General features: G+C 70.7%; 17 protein-coding genes. 12 read left to right on the forward strand and 5 right to left on the reverse strand.

The genetic code is table 11. The features are described 5' to 3' along the window. Positions 1 to 78: 78 nt before the first annotated feature. Genes AC2D80_RS07155 through AC2D80_RS07170 form a run of 4 tightly spaced genes read left to right on the forward strand, consistent with a single transcriptional unit; the run spans position 79 to position 3,773 of the window. Positions 79 to 660 carry a bactofilin family protein gene (locus tag AC2D80_RS07155; protein ID WP_484632281.1) on the forward strand — a complete coding sequence of 194 codons (582 nt, stop codon included), beginning with the start codon at positions 79 to 81 and terminating at the stop codon, positions 658 to 660. 55 nt (positions 661 to 715) lie between these two features. Further along, the gene (locus AC2D80_RS07160) at positions 716 to 2,455 is read left to right on the forward strand and encodes an ExeA family protein (RefSeq protein WP_484632282.1); all 1,740 of its coding nucleotides are present in this window, start codon (positions 716 to 718) and stop codon (positions 2,453 to 2,455) included. Positions 2,456 to 2,461: 6 nt separating this feature from the next. After that, positions 2,462 to 3,163 (forward strand): general secretion pathway protein GspB, encoded by a 702-nt coding sequence (locus AC2D80_RS07165; RefSeq protein ID WP_484632283.1) that lies wholly within the window; start codon positions 2,462 to 2,464, stop codon positions 3,161 to 3,163. Position 3,164: 1 nt separating this feature from the next. Beyond that, positions 3,165 to 3,773: an ABC transporter ATP-binding protein gene (locus AC2D80_RS07170; RefSeq protein ID WP_484632284.1), complete on the forward strand. Its 609-nt coding sequence runs from the start codon at positions 3,165 to 3,167 to the stop codon at positions 3,771 to 3,773. Here the strand turns inward: AC2D80_RS07170 and AC2D80_RS07175 are convergent. Beyond that, the gene (locus AC2D80_RS07175) at positions 3,754 to 4,686 is read right to left on the reverse strand and encodes a LysR family transcriptional regulator (protein ID WP_484632285.1); all 933 of its coding nucleotides are present in this window, start codon (positions 4,684 to 4,686) and stop codon (positions 3,754 to 3,756) included. The two genes, AC2D80_RS07170 and AC2D80_RS07175, sit on opposite strands and share 20 nt — an antisense overlap. Before the next feature lie 160 nt (positions 4,687 to 4,846). Here AC2D80_RS07175 and AC2D80_RS07180 point away from each other — a divergent pair, with 160 nt between their 5' ends. Beyond that, positions 4,847 to 5,869 (forward strand): catalase family peroxidase, encoded by a 1,023-nt coding sequence (locus tag AC2D80_RS07180; RefSeq protein ID WP_484632286.1) that lies wholly within the window; start codon positions 4,847 to 4,849, stop codon positions 5,867 to 5,869. Positions 5,870 to 5,888: 19 nt separating this feature from the next. Here the strand turns inward: AC2D80_RS07180 and AC2D80_RS07185 are convergent, their stop codons facing one another. After that, on the reverse strand, positions 5,889 to 7,052 hold the full coding sequence (locus AC2D80_RS07185; protein WP_484632287.1) for an acyl-CoA dehydrogenase family protein: 1,164 nt from the start codon (positions 7,050 to 7,052) through the stop codon (positions 5,889 to 5,891). 114 nt (positions 7,053 to 7,166) lie between these two features. Here AC2D80_RS07185 and AC2D80_RS07190 point away from each other — a divergent pair, with 114 nt between their 5' ends. The 7 genes from AC2D80_RS07190 (at position 7,167) to AC2D80_RS07220 (ending at position 14,665) form a co-directional block, all read left to right on the forward strand. Further along, entirely contained in the window at positions 7,167 to 8,372 is a 1,206-nt protein-coding gene (locus AC2D80_RS07190; protein WP_484632288.1) for an acetyl-CoA C-acetyltransferase, read from the forward strand. A 9-nt stretch (positions 8,373 to 8,381) separates the two neighbouring features. After that, the gene (locus AC2D80_RS07195) at positions 8,382 to 10,523 is read left to right on the forward strand and encodes a 3-hydroxyacyl-CoA dehydrogenase NAD-binding domain-containing protein (protein WP_484632289.1); all 2,142 of its coding nucleotides are present in this window, start codon (positions 8,382 to 8,384) and stop codon (positions 10,521 to 10,523) included. Positions 10,524 to 10,537: 14 nt separating this feature from the next. Beyond that, entirely contained in the window at positions 10,538 to 11,281 is a 744-nt protein-coding gene (fabG, locus tag AC2D80_RS07200; RefSeq protein ID WP_484632290.1) for a 3-oxoacyl-ACP reductase FabG, read from the forward strand. Positions 11,282 to 11,444: 163 nt separating this feature from the next. Beyond that, the gene (locus AC2D80_RS07205; protein ID WP_484632291.1) at positions 11,445 to 13,073 is read left to right on the forward strand and encodes a sensor histidine kinase; all 1,629 of its coding nucleotides are present in this window, start codon (positions 11,445 to 11,447) and stop codon (positions 13,071 to 13,073) included. Next, entirely contained in the window at positions 13,070 to 13,468 is a 399-nt protein-coding gene (locus tag AC2D80_RS07210; protein ID WP_484632292.1) for a response regulator, read from the forward strand. Before AC2D80_RS07205 ends, AC2D80_RS07210 begins: the two co-directional genes overlap by 4 nt. A 1-nt stretch (position 13,469) precedes the next feature. Continuing rightward, positions 13,470 to 14,066: a chromate transporter gene (locus AC2D80_RS07215; RefSeq protein WP_484632293.1), complete on the forward strand. Its 597-nt coding sequence runs from the start codon at positions 13,470 to 13,472 to the stop codon at positions 14,064 to 14,066. A gap of 14 nt (positions 14,067 to 14,080) precedes the next feature. Then, a complete protein-coding gene (locus AC2D80_RS07220) occupies positions 14,081 to 14,665 on the forward strand; it encodes a chromate transporter (RefSeq protein ID WP_484632657.1) in 585 nt (194 codons plus the stop codon). Between the two features lie 12 nt (positions 14,666 to 14,677). On the opposite strand, the gene AC2D80_RS07225 is transcribed toward AC2D80_RS07220, so the two are convergent. Genes AC2D80_RS07225 through AC2D80_RS07235 form a run of 3 tightly spaced genes read right to left on the reverse strand, consistent with a single transcriptional unit; the run spans position 14,678 to position 16,565 of the window. Continuing rightward, a complete protein-coding gene (locus AC2D80_RS07225; RefSeq protein WP_484632294.1) occupies positions 14,678 to 15,022 on the reverse strand; it encodes a hypothetical protein in 345 nt (114 codons plus the stop codon). 55 nt (positions 15,023 to 15,077) lie between these two features. After that, positions 15,078 to 15,842, reverse strand: a complete 765-nt coding sequence (gene rlmB, locus AC2D80_RS07230) for a 23S rRNA (guanosine(2251)-2'-O)-methyltransferase RlmB (protein WP_484632295.1) — start codon at positions 15,840 to 15,842, stop codon at positions 15,078 to 15,080. Positions 15,843 to 15,875: 33 nt separating this feature from the next. Then, positions 15,876 to 16,565, reverse strand: a complete 690-nt coding sequence (locus AC2D80_RS07235) for an ABC transporter ATP-binding protein (RefSeq protein WP_484632296.1) — start codon at positions 16,563 to 16,565, stop codon at positions 15,876 to 15,878. Positions 16,566 to 16,574: the final 9 nt, after the last annotated feature.

A 16,574-nucleotide genomic window follows, 5' to 3' on the forward strand; every position in this document is an offset into this window, starting at 1 on the left:
TACGGGCACGGGTCGAATGTAAGCCCCGTGGCGCCTAGCATGGCCGCTCCTGAAATCATTCCGACAAGGAGCTTCCGCATGGCACTGCACTTCGGCAAACGCGAACTCGACCAACCCAAGACCCTGAGCCCCGGCATAGCCGTGCCGCGGCAGGCGCCGGGCACCATCACGCCGCCCGCCGCCACGGTGGCGCCGGCCGCGCCAGAGGCCGTCGCGGCGACCGCCGACGTGAGTGCGCCGGAAACCGGCGGCAGCAAGCTCACGGTGGGGCCGAACATCAAGCTCAAGGGCGTGGAGATCACCGACTGCGACACGCTGGTGGTCGAAGGCACGGTCGAGGCCACCATGGATTCGCGGGTCATCCAGATCGCACAGCAGGGCGCCTTCAAAGGCTCGGCCGAGATCGACATCGCGGAAATCCGGGGCCGGTTCGAGGGCAACCTCACGGTGCGCCAGAAGCTGGTCATCCACGCCAGCGGCCGGGTGACCGGCCGGATCCGCTACGGCAAGATCGTGGTGGAAGAAGGCGGCCAGCTCAGCGGCGACATCGAATGCGGCACCACGGCGGCACCCCGCGCGGGCACCGGCGGCCACGCCGGCCACCGCCCGGTCGGCACCCCCGACGCCCACGGCAGCACCACCATGGCGCTCGCCGCCTGAGCGCTCCGCGCCCCGGCGTTGCCGGGGGACTGGCGCGGCGGCTATGCTTCGCGCCATGTACGCCGCCTTCTTCGGGCTCCGGCACGAGCCATTCACCATCGCGCCGGATCCCCGCTACCTCTACATGACCGAGCGCCACCGGGAGGCGCTGGCGCACCTGGTGTATGGCGTGCGCGGGGGAGGCGGCTTTGTGGTTCTGACCGGCGACATCGGCACCGGCAAGACCACGCTGTGCCGCTGCCTGCTGCAGCAGATCCCGGCGGACTGCCGGGTGGCCTACATCTTCAACCCGAAGCTCACGGTGGGCGACCTGCTGCGCTCCATCTGCCAGGAATTCCAGATTCCGGTGGCGGCCAGCACGGGCGGGCCGGCCACGGTGCGCGACCACATCGAACCGCTCAACGACTACCTGCTGCGCAGCCACGGGGCCGGTGAGCGCAACGTGCTGATCATTGACGAGGCCCAGAACCTGACACCCCACGTGCTGGAGCAGCTGCGCCTGTTGACCAACCTGGAAACCAACGAGCAGAAGCTGTTGCAGATCGTGCTGATCGGTCAGCCCGAATTGCGGGACATGCTGGCGCGCCCGGAGCTGGAACAGCTCGCCCAGCGGGTGATCGCGCGCTTCCATCTCGGTGCGCTGACGCCGGCGGAGGCCACCCAGTACATCGAACACCGCCTTCGCGTGGCCGGTCTGCGCGGTCCGCTGCCCTTTGAGCCCGCGGCGCTGCAGCGCGTCCACGCGCTCACCGGCGGCGTGCCCCGCCGCATCAACCTGCTGTGCGACCGGGCGATGCTGGGCGCCTATGGCGCAGGCCAGGCCCGCATCGACCGGACCACCGTGGAGCGAGCTGCCCTGGAGGTGTTTGGCGAGTCGCGCGATTGCCCCCGCGCCGCGCGCCCCTGGACCTGGGCGGTCGGCGGTGCCGCGGTGGCACTCGCCGTCGCGGGCGTGGCGCTGGCCTGGTGGCTGCCGCGCACCGCCGGGCCGACCGGCACCCACACACCGACCCAGTCGCCCGCGCAGGCACCGACACCAAGCCCATCGGCACCGGCGGCGCCCGTGGTGGCCGCTCCGGCCTCCCCACCGGCCGCCACCGCGCCCGCCCTGCCCGTGGCGCCAGCCGATCCGGCCCCCGGCCCGGCGCCGAGCCCCGGCGCGCCCGCGCTCCCCGCGGCGCCGGCGGTGTTGCCACTGTCCCCCGTGCCCACCACCGGCCTGTGGCGCAGCGAAGACCCGCAGGCCTGGCGAGCGCTGCTGGGTCCGTGGCGGGTGGACCCTGGCGCCGGGGACCCGTGCACCGGGGCCTTGGCGGCCGGGCTGCAGTGCTACCGCACCGACCGGCTGACGCTGGAGGGCCTCATGGCGCTCGGACGACCCGGCATCGTGCTCCTGCGCCAGGCAACCGCGTCAGGCGCTGCGCTGGTGACGGGCGTGGATGCCGAGGCCGTGACGCTGCAGACGGCCGACGGCCCCTGGCGCGTGCGCCGCGACGACTTTGCCCGCGCCTGGCGCGGCGACTTCGCCACCGTCTGGCGCTTGCCCCCGGGCCAGCGCGGGCGGCTCACCGACGGGCGCACCGGCGCCGCCGGTGACTGGCTCGCCCAGCAGCTGGTGGCGCTGCAGGCCCGGCAGGCGATTCCCGCCACCGCGCGGACCACCGCCGAGCGGCTGGAAGCCTTCCAGCGCAGCCAGGGAATCGACGCCCGCGGACCGGCCGGCCCCATCACCTTCATGCAACTCAACCGCGCCGCCGGGGTCGATGAACCCCGGCTGACCGGCACCGCCCGCTGAGCGCCCATGTCCTACATCCTCGATGCCCTGCGGCGGGCCGACGCCGAACGCGAGCAAGGACAGGCCCCCGGCGTGCACACGCGCCACACCCTCGCCGCACCGGCCTCCCGGTCGACGGCCCGGCAGCCCCGGCGCGGTGGCGCGCCGAAGGCGGTGGCCGTCGCTGGGGCGCTGGGCGTGCTGGTGGCGGTGGCGCTGGCGGCGTGGCTCTGGGCGCGGGACACCGGGCCCACGGCCTCGCCCCCCACCGACAGCGGATCGGCGGTGATCCCCGCGCCGACCCCGGCCGACCGCCCGCCCACGACAGCCGCCATCACTCCCGCGACCGAGCCCCCCCACCGCGTGGCGGCCCCGCCCCCGATCCTCGCCCCCCTGGTTGCGCCGGTCGCGTCCCCGCCCCCGGCCGCGCCGGCGTCCGTCTCGGCGGCGCCCGCGCGCGCGGCCGCTGGCGCGCCCGTCGCCCAGCCCGGGGTACCGCCGGCCATCCTCGCGTTCACCGACCTCACGGCCGAGCAGCGCGCGGCCCTGCCGCCGGTCAACGTCACCGGCAGCACCTACAGCGAACGGGCGGCCCTGCGCACCCTCATCGTCAACGGGCAGGTGCTGCAAGAGGGCGATGAGATCGCGCCGGGGCTGCGGCTGGAAGCGATCGAAAAGCAGTCGGCCGTGCTCAACCACCGCGGCCTGCGTTACCGCGTGGGTTTGTGACGTGCCATCAGCCCCCCGCCTGACCGCCACCGACCTGCGCTTCGACGGCCCGCACGGGCCCCGTCTGGGGCCCCTCAGCGTCGACTGGGGGCCGGGCCTGCACGCCATCACCGGCGACGAAGGCTGCGGCAAGACCACGCTGCTGAGGCTGCTGTCGGGCCGGCTGGAGCCGTCGGGCGGTCGTGTCGAGCGTGTGCCTTCCGGGTCGGTGTGGCTCCACGATCCGCAGGCCCTGGTCCACGACGACGCCACGGACGCCCGGACGCCAGGCGCCGTGTGGGCCGACCTGCGGCGGCGCTGGCCCGGCGGTGACGACGACCGTTGGCAGGCCCTGGTCGACGCGCTCGCCCTCAGGCCACATCTCGAGAAGACCCTGGCCATGCTGTCCACCGGCAGCCGGCGTAAGGCCCTGATGGCCGCCGGGCTGGCCAGCGGCGCCGCGATCGTGTGCCTCGATCAGCCCTTCGCCGCCCTCGATGCCCCGTCCACGCGCGCCCTGCAGCGCGCCCTGCGCGAGGATGCGGACGACGGCCGGGTGATCGTCCTCGCGGACTTCGAGGTCCCGGCCGACCTGGCCGTCGACAGCGCGCTCACACTCCCGCCACCGTGACCGGCGGCGGGCGCAGTGCGTCCGTCAGCCGCTCGCGCAGCCAGCGATGCACCGGATCGGCCTGCCAGCGGCGGTGCCAGGCCAGATGCAGCGGCAGCGCCGGCGACACCACCTCGCGCGGCAGCGGCAGGCAACGCAGCGAGGGCGACCACGCCAACATGCGCTGCGCCTCGCCGGCGTGGGTGGTCAGCAAGCGTCCGGTGTGGGCCAGAAGCTCGGCGGCCGTGGGCCAACTGTCCACGCGCCGGGTGCGGCGCGGGCCCACGCCGGCGGCCGTGAGCGCGGCATCGATGGGGTCCAGCCGGTCGTGCCAGACGAGGTGCTCCTCGGCCAGGTAGCGCGCCAGCGTGAGGGTGCCATCGATGCGCGGGTGATCGACGGCCAGTACACAGTGGGTCCAGGCCAGCGTGCCCAAGGTGCAGCGCTCGATCCCCACCGGGGTCTCCGCCGGGCCGCCCAGACCCAGCGCCAGGTCAGCCCGACCTTCGCCCAGGGCGTCGGCGAAGCACGCGCCGGCCCCGACCGCCTTGACCTCCACCCGCAGGCCCGGCGCCACCGCGCTGCACTCGGCCAGGGCGCGGGCGAGTTGCCAGCCCGACAGCGCGGCGTCGCGCACCAGCACCCAGTCGACCCGGCAGTCCGCCAGGTCGGGAGGTTGAGCCACCCGTCCCATGCCTTGCCACAACGCCACGATCTGCCGGGCCGGGCCAATCGCCGCTTCACCGTAGGGAGTGAGTTCGTAGCGTCCACCGCGGCGCTCCACCAGGGCGTCGCCCATCAGGGTCCGCAAGCGCGCGAGCGCCTGGCTGGCGGCAGACGGGGTGACGGCCAGCCGCTGGGCGGCCAGCGTCAGGCTCTGCGTGTCGATCAAGGCGCACCAGAGCGCCAGTTGACGGATGTCGACGTTTTTCACGGCGCGGCCCTCGGTGCGGTGGGTGGGGTCTCCTGCGGCGCATGCTAGGCAGCGACGCGCGCCGATACCCCCAGGGCCGCGCTTCTGTAAGAACCGGTGGCCCGGGCCGACCACCCACCAGCCGGCGCACCGTGCGCCGGCCACCTTTTCGGAGAACCCCATGCCTTCCCTGCTTCCCGCTGCCGCCGCCGTCGCCGCTTTGCTGGCCACGCTCTCGCTGTCCGTCACACCCTCCGCAGCCCACGCCCAGACAAACGCGGCCGAGGCCCAAGTCAATGCGCTGGAGGGGCTGGCCGGCGCCCAGCCGGGTTCGCGCCGGTCGGGCGCCAAAGGCGTGTGCGCGGCCGGTCATTTCGTGGGCAACGCGGTGGGCCGCAGCCTGAGCCGCGCCAGCGCCTTCAGCGGCGAACGCGTGCCGGTGGTGGCGCGTTTCTCGGTCGGCGGCGGCAACCCGAAGGCCAGCGACAAGGGCAAGACCGTGCGCGGGCTGGCCCTGAGTTTTCAGCTGCCCGGTGGTGAGACCTGGCAGATGGCCAACATCTCGGCCCCGGTGTTCTTTGTGGCGCGACCCGAGCAGTTCGCCCCCTTCGTGCAGGCGCGCACCGCCGATCCCGCCACCGGCAAACCCGACGCCGAGAAGCTCAAAGCCTTCAACGCCGCCAACCCCGAAACCACGCGCCAGGGCGCCTACCTGGCGCAGGCGCCGGTGCCCGCCAGCTACGGCGCGGTCAACTACTGGGGCGTCAACGCGTTTGAGTTCGTCGCGGCCAACGGCAGCAGCCGCTTCGCGCGCTGGCAGTTTGTGCCGGTGGCGGGTGTGCTCGGTCTCACCGACGAGCAGATCAAAAGCCTGCCCGACGACTTCCTGGCTGGCGAGCTGCGCGAGCGGGTCGCCCGCGGCGCGGTGGTGTTCGACATGAAGCTGCAGCTGGCCGAGGCCGGCGACAACCTGACCGACCCCACCGTGGAATGGCCAGCCTCCCGGCAGACGGTGCCGGTGGGCCAGCTCGTCATCGACAGCGTGGCCCCGGGCGCGGGCGGCGCCTGCGACGGCATCACCTTCAACCCGCTGGCGCTGCCGGCGGGCATCAAGCCCTCGGCCGACCCGGTGCTCAATGCGCGACCGGCGCCTTATGCGATCTCGCTGGGGCGGCGTCTGGGCGAAGCGGCCGCCCGCCGCTGAGGCCGCTGGGTCTGGGCGATCAGCGACCGCCCAGGCCCATGCCGCGGGAGATCACCTCCTTCATGATCTCGTTGGTGCCGCCGTAGATGCGCTGCACGCGGGCGTCGGCGTAGGCCCGGGTGATCGGGTATTCCCACATGTAGCCGTAGCCGCCGTGCAGCTGCACGCACTCGTCCATCACCTTGCACTGCAGGTCACTGCACCAGTACTTGGCCATGCTGGCGGTGGCGGTGTCGAGCTTGTCCTGGCAGACCAGTTCGCAGCACTTGTCCACAAACACCTGCGCTACCTGCACCTCGGTCTGCAGCTCGGCGAGGGTGTAGCGCGTGTTCTGGTAGGCCGCCACCGGCTGACCGAACACCTTGCGGTCGCGCACGTACTGCACCGTCCAGTCGATCGCGGCCTGCGCCGCGGCCACCGCGCCAATCGCGATCTGCAGCCGTTCCCAGGGCAGCTGCTCCATCAGACAGATGAAGCCTTTGCCCTCGAACGCCGCGCCGCCCAGCAGGTTCTCTGCCGGCACGCGCACGTTGTCGAAGAACAGCTCGGACGTGTCCTGCGCCTTCATGCCGAGCTTCTTCAGGCGCTTGCCCTTGCTGAACCCGGGCATGCCCCGCTCCACCAGAAACAGGCTGGTGCCTTTGGCGCCGGCGGCCGGATCGGTCTTGGCCACCACGATGACCAGGTCGGCGTGCCACCCGTTGGTGATGAAGGTCTTGCTGCCGTTGAGCAGGTAGCTGCCGTCGGGCTGGCGCAGCGCGGTGGTCTTCACGCCCTGCAGGTCGCTGCCGGCGGCCGGTTCACTCATCGCGATGGCACCGACCATCTCGCCGGTGGCCAGCCGGGGCAGGTAGTGCTGCTTCTGCGCTTCGGTGCCGTAGTGCAACACGTACGGCGCCACGATCTCGCTGTGCAGTCCAAAGCCGATGCCGCTGACGCCCGCGCGGGCGATCTCCTCCATCTGCGCCACCGAATACAGGCGATCGGCCCCGGCGCCGCCATAGGCCTCGGGCATGGTCATGCAGAGAAACCCGTTCTCGCCGGCCTTGCGCCAGACCTCGCGATCCACATAGCCCTGCTCTTCCCAGGCGTCGTGGAAGGGAGCGATCTCCTTCTCGACGAAGCGGCGGAAGCTGTCGCGAAAGCCCTCGTGGTCGGGCGAGAACAGGGTGCGGTCAATCATGGGTGTCACCTGGGTGCGGGGGGAGGAAAGAAACGTTCGGGTATTTTCGCAAAGCATTTGCTTGGTAAAAAGTCTATACTGCTTCGCGCATCCCGCCCACCCCCGGAGATACCCATGACCGACGCATTCGTTTTCGATGCCGTGCGCACGCCGCGCGGCAAAGGCAAGAAGGACGGCAGCCTGCATGAAGTCAAGCCGATCGACCTGCTGGCCGGCACCCTCACCGCCCTGCAACAGCGCCACGGCTTCGACACCGGCGCGGTGGACGACGTGGTCATGGGCGTGGTGTCGCCGATCGGCGAACAGGGCTCGGTGATCGCCAAGGTCGCGGCGCTGAAGGCCGGCTGGGACTGGCGCTGCGCCGGCGTGCAGATCAACCGCTTCTGCGCCTCCGGGCTGGAAGCGGTCAACCTCGCTGCCATGAAGGTGGCCAGCGGCTGGGAAGACCTGGTGGTGGCCGGCGGTGTGGAGAGCATGAGCCGGGTGCCCATCGGGTCGGACGGCGGCGCGTGGGCGCAGGACCCGGCCACCAACAGCGCCACGCTGTTCGTGCCCCAGGGCATCGGCGCCGACCTGATCGCGACGCTGGAAGGCTTCACGCGCGAGGACGTGGATGCCTACGCGCTGGAGTCCCAGCGCCGGGCCGCCGCCGCGCGGGCCGCCGGCCATTTCAGCCGCTCGGTCGTGCCCGTGACCGATTTCCTGGGCCAGACGATCCTCGCCGAAGACGAGTTCATCAAGCCCCACACCACGCGGGAGGGGCTCGCCTCCCTCAAACCCGCCTTCGAGCAACTCGGGGCCCTGGGCTTCGACGCGGTGGCGCTGCAGCGCTACCCGCAGGTTGAGCGCATCCATCATGTGCACCACGCGGGCAACTCCTCGGGCATCGTGGACGGCGCGGCGGCGGTGCTGGTGGGCAACGAGGCCGCGGGGCGCACCCACGGACTCACGCCGCGGGCCCGCATCGTGTCGGTCGCGCTGTCTGGCGCCGACCCGACCATCATGCTCACCGGCCCCATGCCGGCGGCCCGCAAGGCCCTCGCGAAGGCCGGCCTCACCGTCGACCAGATCGACCTGTTCGAGGTCAACGAAGCCTTTGCCGCGGTGCCGATGAAGTTCATGAAGGAGATGGGTGTGCCGCACGACAAGGTCAACGTCAACGGCGGCGCCATCGCGCTGGGCCATCCGCTGGGCGCCACCGGCGCCATGATTCTGGGCACCCTCATCGACGAACTGCACCGCCGGCAGCTGCGCTACGGGCTGGCCACGCTGTGCGTGGGCGGCGGCATGGGCATCGCCACCATCGTCGAGCGGACCTGAAGGGACACCATGAAAACCATCCGCTACGAACTCGCCGACGGCATCGCCACCCTCACCTTCGACGAGCCCGGCTCGCCGGTCAACACGATGTGCGCCGACTGGCAGCGCGACCTCACCGCGGCGGTTGCGCAGGTGGTGGCCGACCGGGCTGCGATCCGCGGCATCGTGCTGGCCTCGGCCAAGTCCACCTTCTTCGCCGGCGCCGACCTCAAGGGCACGATGCGGCTGCAGGCCGCCGACGCGGCCCGCGTGTTCGGCGAAATCGAACAAACCAAGAAGAACTTCCGTACGCTGGAGACGCTGGGCGTGCCGGTGGTGAGCTGCATCAACGGCGCAGCGCTGGGCGGCGGCTGGGAAGTGGCGCTCGTGGGCCACCACCGCGTCGCGGTGGACGACCCGAAGATCCAGCTTGGCCTGCCGGAGATCACGCTGGGCCTCATTCCCGGCGCCACCGGCATCACCAAAATGGTCCGCCTGCTGGGCCTGATGGGCGCGCAGCCCTACATCCTGGAGAGCCAGCTGTTCAACCCGCGGCAGGCCCGCGATCTGGGTCTGGTGCACGAGCTGGTGGCATCGGCCGGCGAGCTGCGGGCGGCGGCGCTGGCGTGGATTGAGGCCCATCCGCAGGCGCGCCATCCGTGGGATGAGAAGGACTTCAAGCTGCCGGGCGGTACGCCGTCCAGCCCGAAGCTGGCCGGCATGCTGAGCGTGGCGCCGGCGGTGCTCAAGCAGAAGACCCGCGGCCTGTACCCCGCGCCAGAAGCCGCGCTGGCGGCCATGGTCGAGGGCGCCATGGTGGACTACGACACGGCCACCCGCATCGAAAGCCGGTATCTCGCCGGCCTGATCGTGAGCCCGGTGGCGAAGAACATGATCAACACGTTCTTCTTCAACATGAACGCGATCAAGAGCGGCAGTTCCCGCCCGGCGGGCGCGGCGCGCTTCAAGCCCCAGAAGGTCGGCATCCTGGGTGCCGGCATGATGGGTGCGGGCATCGCCTACGCGCAAGCCAGCCGCGGCATCGCCACGGTGCTGAAGGACGTGAGCCTGGAGCAGGCCGAGAAAGGCAAGGGCTACAGCGTCAAGCTCACGCAGCCGCGCGTCGACAAAGGCCGCCTGAGCCCGCACGACCAGAAGGCCTTGCTCGACCGCATCACACCCACCACCAGCGCCGCGGACCTCGCCGGCTGCGAGCTGATCATCGAAGCGGTGTTCGAGAACCGCGAGCTCAAGGCCCGCGTCACGCAAGAGGCCGAGCCGCAGCTTGCGCCGGGGGGATTCTTCGCCAGCAACACCTCGACCCTGCCGATCACCGGGTTGGCCAGCGCCAGCCGCGATCCGGCGCGCTTCGTGGGCATCCACTTCTTCAGTCCGGTGGACAAGATGAAGCTGGTGGAGATCATCCGCGGCCGCGAGACCGACGATGACACCGTGGCCCGCGCCTACGACTACGTGCAGGCCCTGGGCAAGCTGCCGATCGTGGTGAACGACTCGCGGGGCTTCTACACCAGCCGCACCTTCGGCACCTTCGTGATGGAGGGCGCGGCCATGCTGGGCGAAGGCATTCCTGCGGCGGTGATCGAGAACGCCGCCATGCAGGCCGGCATGCCGGTGGGGCCGCTGGCCGTGCTCGATGAGACGGCGCTGTCGCTGTCGGTCCATGTGCTCGACCAGACCCGCGCCGACTTTGCCGCCGAGGGGCGCGCGTACGCGGCCACGCCCGGCGAGCTGCTGGTGGAGCGCATGGTCAAGGAGCTGAACCGCCCGGGCCGCGCCGCGGGCGGCGGTTTCTACGACTACCCCACCGGCCAGAAAAAGCATCTGTGGCCGGAACTGAAGACGCGGTTTGAGAAGCCCGGCGTGCATTGGGACGTGACCACGATCAAGGACCGCCTGCTGTACCGGCAGGCCGTGGAGACGGCGCGCTGTCTGGCCGAGGGCGTGCTGACCACGGTGCACGACGGCAACATCGGGTCGATCTTCGGCATCGGCTTCCCGGCCTGGACCGGTGGCGCGCTGCAGTTCATCTACAGCCAGGGGGTGGATGCGTTTGTGGCGCGCTGCGCTCAGCTGGCCGCCGCCCACGGACCTGGCTTTGCGCTCGGCGACCGGGTGGAAGACGCGCTGCGCCAGCACCGCCCGCAGTACTGACCCGGAGCAGCGGCATGAAACGACTGGAACAACGCGTCTGCCTGATCACCGGTGCGGCCCAGGGCATCGGCCTGGCCACCGCCCTGCGCTTTGCCCGCGAGGGAGCGGTGGTGGTGGCCTGCGACCGCCGGGCCGACGCGGTGGCGGAGGCCGTGGCGCAGTGCCAGGCGCTCGGCGCGACCGCGGAGGGCCACGCGCTGGACGTGACCGACCGCGCGGCCGTGGACGCGGTGGTGGCGGCCGTGCGCACCCGCCACGGTCGCATCGATGTGCTGGTCAACAACGCCGGCATCACGCAGGACGCCCGGCTTCAGAAGATGACGCTGGAGCAGTTCGACCGCGTGATCGACGTCAACTTGCGCGGCGTGTTTCATTGCGCCCAGGCGGTGGTGGACATCATGGTCGAGCAAGGCAATGGCGTGATCCTCAATGCCTCCTCCGTGGTTGGCATCTACGGCAACTACGGCCAGACCAATTACGCCGCCAGCAAATTCGGCGTGATCGGCTTCACCAAAACCTGGAGCCGCGAGCTGGGACCGAAAGGCATCCGCGTCAATGCGGTCGCGCCGGGCTTCATCGCCACCCCGATCCTCGACACCATCCCGGACAAGGTGATTGGCGACATGGCCAGCCGCGTGCCCCTGCGCCGGCTCGGGCAACCCGAGGAAATCGCCAGCGTCTACGCCTTCCTCGCCAGCGACGACGCCAGTTACGTCAACGGCGCGGTGATCGAGGTCTCGGGCGGCATGTCGGTGTGAGGCGGCGCGCCAGAGGGACGACGGCCGTGTGACGGCCATCACGCGCCTGTGGCCCCGACGCCGCGTGCGGCCCCTCGCGCTGCGGCAGGCCTCACGTCCCGCCCGCGTGGGGCATCCAGCGCGAGGGGCGTGTGTTACAACCTGTGATCACTTTTGTGATCGCATGTTGATTCCCCCCGTTCCCGCCGATGAGGACCGCCGGCTGGCCCGCCTGAAGGGCCTCGGCATCCTCGACACCCTGCCCCAGCAGGCCTTCGACGACATCTCGGCGCTGGCGCAGGCCATCTGCGGGACACCGATCGCGCTGGTCACCCTGATCGACCGCGACCGCCAGTGGTTCAAGTCGCGCATCGGCGTGGACATGGCCGAAACCCCCCGCGAACTCGCGTTCTGCTCCCACGCGATTCTTCAGCCCAACACCGTGATGGTGGTCGAAGACCTGCAGGCAGACGAACGATTCCGCGACCACCCCTTTGTCGCGGGCGACCCCGAGGTCCGGTTTTACGCCGGCGCCCCGATCGTCACCGACGACGGGCTGCCGCTGGGCACCGTGTGCGTCATCGACCAGCAAGCCCGACACCTCAACGAGGCCCAGATTGAAAGCCTGCGACGCCTGTCGCGGCTGGTCATCACGCTGATCGAACACGAACGCGACCGGGCCCGCCTCAGCGCGCAGGCCGAGGCCGACGCCCGCCAACGCACCGAACAGCTCGCCGCGATGGCCACCGCCGGGCTCGACCTGCAGGCTTACATCGACCGCAACCACGTGTACCTGCACGTCAACCAGACCTACCTCGACTACCACGGCCTGCGCCGCGAGGACGTCATTGGGCGGCGCGTGGATGAGCACCTCGACCCGCAGACCTACCGCGATCTGGTGAACCCGAACCTGCGCCGCGCGATGGACGGCGAGCCGGTCTTCTACGAACGGGTGGCGGTCTACCCAGCGCTCGGCGCGCGCCACATGGAGGTGGCCTTGCTGCCGGTCCGCGATGCCCGTGGACTCGTGGCTGGCGTCGTGATGCGCGCCCACGACATCGAGGCCCTCAAGCGCAACGAGACACGTCTGCAGGACACCGTCGCCGCGCTCGAGCGCAAAACCGCCGAACTCCAGCGTTTCATCCAGATCCTCTCCCACGACCTGCGCGAGCCGATCAACACCATCAACAATTTCAGCCTGCTCCTCGACGAAGACCACCGCCACGAGCTGCCCGACGCCGCGCACCGCTACCTCGATTTCGTGCGCGCCGGCGGCCGGCGCATGGCGGCGCTGCTGGACGACCTGCTGGGCTATGTGCGGCTCGACCAGGGCGATCTGGCGCGCGATCCCGTGCCGCTGGACCGCGTGGTGACCGAGGTGGTGGCAGATCTGGACGCCGCCCTTCGCCGCAGCGGGGGCCACATCGACCAGGCGCCCCTGCCGGTGGTGCGCGGCGACGCCTCGCTGCTGCGCGTGGCGCTGCAGAACCTGATCGTCAACGGCCTGAAATTCGTCACCCCCGGACAAGTGCCGCGGGTGCGGGTCTGGGCCGAACGCACGCCCACCCACCACCTCCTGCACGTCGAGGACAATGGCATCGGCATCTCCGCCGACCATCAGGCCCGGATCTTCGACATGTTCACCCGGCTGCATCCCCGCCAGGTCTACGACGGCTCCGGCCTGGGGCTGTCCATCTGCCTGCGCATCGCCGAGTTGCACGGCGGCCACCTCACCGTGGCGTCCCGGCCGGGCTCGGGCAGCGTGTTCACCCTGCATCTGCCGGCGGCCGACGCCCTGCCCATCACACCATGACCCCTGTGCCCCGCATCCCCGAGCGCTTCATCCTGATCGACGACAGCGAAGCCGACAACGTGTTCCACGAGATCATGATCCGCCGCGCCGGCTTCACCGGCGAGCTGCGCATCTTCGAGACCGGCCAGGACGCCCTCGCCTTCCTGCGTCAGGACGCGCTCACCGTGCCGACCTGCATCTTCCTGGACATCAACATGCCCGCGCTGGACGGCTTCGAGGTCGCGGCGCAGGCCACCCCCTTGCTCGACGGCAAACCGACCACCGTGCTGGTGATGTTGACGTCCTCCGACGCGCCCAGCGATCGCGAGCGCGCGGCCAGCCTGCCGATCATTCAGGGCTTCGTCACCAAGCCGCTCACGACCGCTGCCGTGCGCGCCATGCTCGCCGGCGGCTGAGGTGAACACGCGCGACGAGGCCGACACGCCCGAGCGCCCCGCGTCCTGCCGGGCGCTGTTCCTGGCCTTCACGGCGCTGGCGCTTCAGGGCTTTGGCGGCGTGCTCGCGGTGGTGCAGCGCGAGCTGGTCGAGCGCCGCCGCTGGCTCACGCCGGCGCAATTCATCGAGGACTGGGCGGTCGCGCAGATCATGCCCGGGCCCAATGTGGTCAACCTGTCCATGATGATCGGCGGGCGACATTTCGGCTGGCGGGGTGCGCTGGCCGCCCTGGCCGGCATGTTGTGCGCCCCCCTAGCGGTGCTGCTGGTGCTGGCCGCGCTGTTTGCCCAGGTGGCTGACCACCCGCTGGCCCAGGGCGCGCTGCGCGGCATGGGTGCGGTGTCGGCCGGCCTCATCCTGGCCACCGGAATCAAGCTGATGGCGGCCTTGGCCCACAACCCCATGGGACGGACCGCCTGCGCTGCGCTGGCGGTGGCCGCGTGGGTGTCGGTCGGACTGCTGCGCTGGCCACTGATCGTCGTGCTTCCGGCGCTGGGTGCGGTGGGATGGGGCTGGGCCTGGTGGCGGCTGCGCCCCGGGCAGGAGTCGGCGGCGTGAGCGGCATCACCGCGATGGACCCGAGCCTGGCGGCCTGGGGGGCGCTGTTCGGCCAATGCCTGCTGCTGTCGCTGCTGGCCGTCGGCGGCGCGATCACCGTGGCGCCCGACCTGCACCGCTACCTGGTCGTGCAGCACGCATGGATCGGTGACAGCCAGTTCAACGCGTCGATTGCGCTGTCGCAAGCCGCGCCAGGGCCCAATGTCCTGTTTGTGGCCTTGCTGGGCCTGCAGGTCGGCCTCAATGCGGGCGGCGGGTCGGGCCTCTTTGCGTGGTCACTGGGCCTGCTGGGCGTGGCCGTCACCCTGACCGCCATCCTCATACCCTCGTCGCTGCTCACCTACACCGCCACCCGCTGGGCCCACCAACACCGCCAGCGCCGCGCGGTGCGGGCGTTCAAGGCCGGCCTCGCGCCGATCGTGCTGGCCTTGCTGATTGCCACCGGCTGGCTGCTGATCGCCGTGCACGACGACCCGGCGCGCGACGCCGGGTTGTGGTTGCTCACCGCAGCGACCGCGCTGGTCGTGTGGCGCACGAAACTGCACCTGCTCTGGCTCATCGGCGCCGGGGCGGTGTCGGGTGCGGCCGGCTGGGTGTGAGCCGCGGCCAGCTCAGCGCGGGTTTTCGAAGAACACCGAATTGGTGTAATCGCTGATCTCGAAATACACCTTCTTCTCGCCCGGATCGGCTTCGAAGTTGAGGTTTTCGTCCAGCACGCCGTAGCCGTAGCGGTAAGCGCGGGGTTTGCCGTCGTCGGTGCCGAGCGCGGTGCTGATCTTGTCGATCTTCAGAAAGCGGCGCACCAGCTTGTCGCCCGCATAGACCTCCAGCACGCCGTTGGAGCCGGTCCAGTTCTGGATGTCGCGGCTGATCTTGTTTTGTTGTTCCTGCGTGCAGCCGACCGCGAGCACGGCAAGGGCCAGCAGGCCGGTTCGGACGAGAGGGATGTGGGCCATGGGTGACGCTCGGAGGTTCGGGCGGGGGGGTGGACGGCGCGGGGGTGGGAGCGGATCAACCGCGCTGGCGCAGCGCCTCGTACAGGCACACGCCGCTGGCCACCGACACGTTGAGACTCTCCACCGCGCCGCGCATGGGGATGCTCACCAGCTCGTCGCAGGTCTTGCGGGTGAGCTGCCGCATGCCCGCGCCCTCGGCCCCGAGCACCAGCGCCACCGGCGCCTTCAGGTCGGCCTGGTACACGCTGCGGGGGGCATCGTCGCTGGTGCCGATGACCCAGATGTGGCGCTCCTTGAGTTCACCCAGGGTGCGCGCGAGGTTGGTGACCATGAAATACGGCATGGTTTCGGCCGCACCGCTGGCGACCTTGGCCACCGTGGCGTTGATGCCGGCGGCGTGGTCCTTGGGCGCGATCACGGCGTGGGCGCCGGCCCCGTCGGCCACGCGCAGGCAAGCGCCAAGGTTGTGCGGGTCGGTCACGCCGTCCAGCACGAGCAGCAGTGGCGCCTCACCGGCCGCATCGAGCCGGTCCAGCACATCGTCCAGCGAGCGCGCCTGCGCCACCGGATGCACACGCGCGGCCACGCCCTGGTGGCCGTGGCTCCCGGCGAGTTTGGCAATGCGCGGCGCGTCGGCTTCGATCAGGCGAACGCCCGCTTCGCGCGCGCGGTCGATGAACTGCCGCATCCGGGCGTCACGACGGGTGGCGTCGATGTAGACCTCGATCACCGAGGCCGGCGCCGTCTTCAGGCGCACGCCCACGGCGTGAAAGCCGAACAGCACCTTGGCGGCGGTCGGCGGCATGTGGGAATCGGACATGCGGGGATTATCCCCGCCCGGCCGGCGCGAGCCTCAGGCCGGCGCGCCTTCGATCGACGCGACCTCGCCGGCGGCGATCGTGATGCGCCGCTCGCAGCGTTGCGCGATGCCGCGGTCGTGGGTCACCAGCACCAGCGTGGTGCCCTGCTCGCGGTTGAGTTCAAACATGAGCGACATCACGTGCTCACCGGTGGCGAAGTCGAGGCTGCCGGTCGGCTCGTCGGCCAGCAGCACCGCCGGCTGCACGACGAAGGCCCGCGCCAGGGCCACGCGCTGCTGCTCGCCGCCCGAAAGCACCTTGGGATAGCTGTTGAGGCGCTGCCCGAGCCCCACACGCTGGAGCATCGCAGTGGCGGCCGCCCGGGCATCCCGCCGGCCGGCCAGCTCCAGGGGCAGCATCACGTTCTCCAGCGCCGTGAGGTTGGCCAACAGCTGGAAGCTCTGAAAGACAAAGCCGACTTTTTGCGCGCGCAAGGCGGCACGGTCGTCTTCGTCGAGGGCGAACAAATCCTGCCCATCCAGGCGAACCGTTCCCTGGCTGGGCGTGTCCAAGCCGGCGATCAGCGAGAGCAAGGTGCTCTTGCCCGAACCCGACGCTCCGACGATCGCCACCGTCTCACCGCGCCGCAGGGTGAAATCGATATCCCGCAGAATGGTCAGCGTGCCGGTCGAGTCGGTCACCGACTTGAACACGTGTTCCACCGCAATCATGATGTCCGACATGCCGTTTGC

It is taken from the genome of Hydrogenophaga sp. T66 (genome assembly GCF_057219855.1).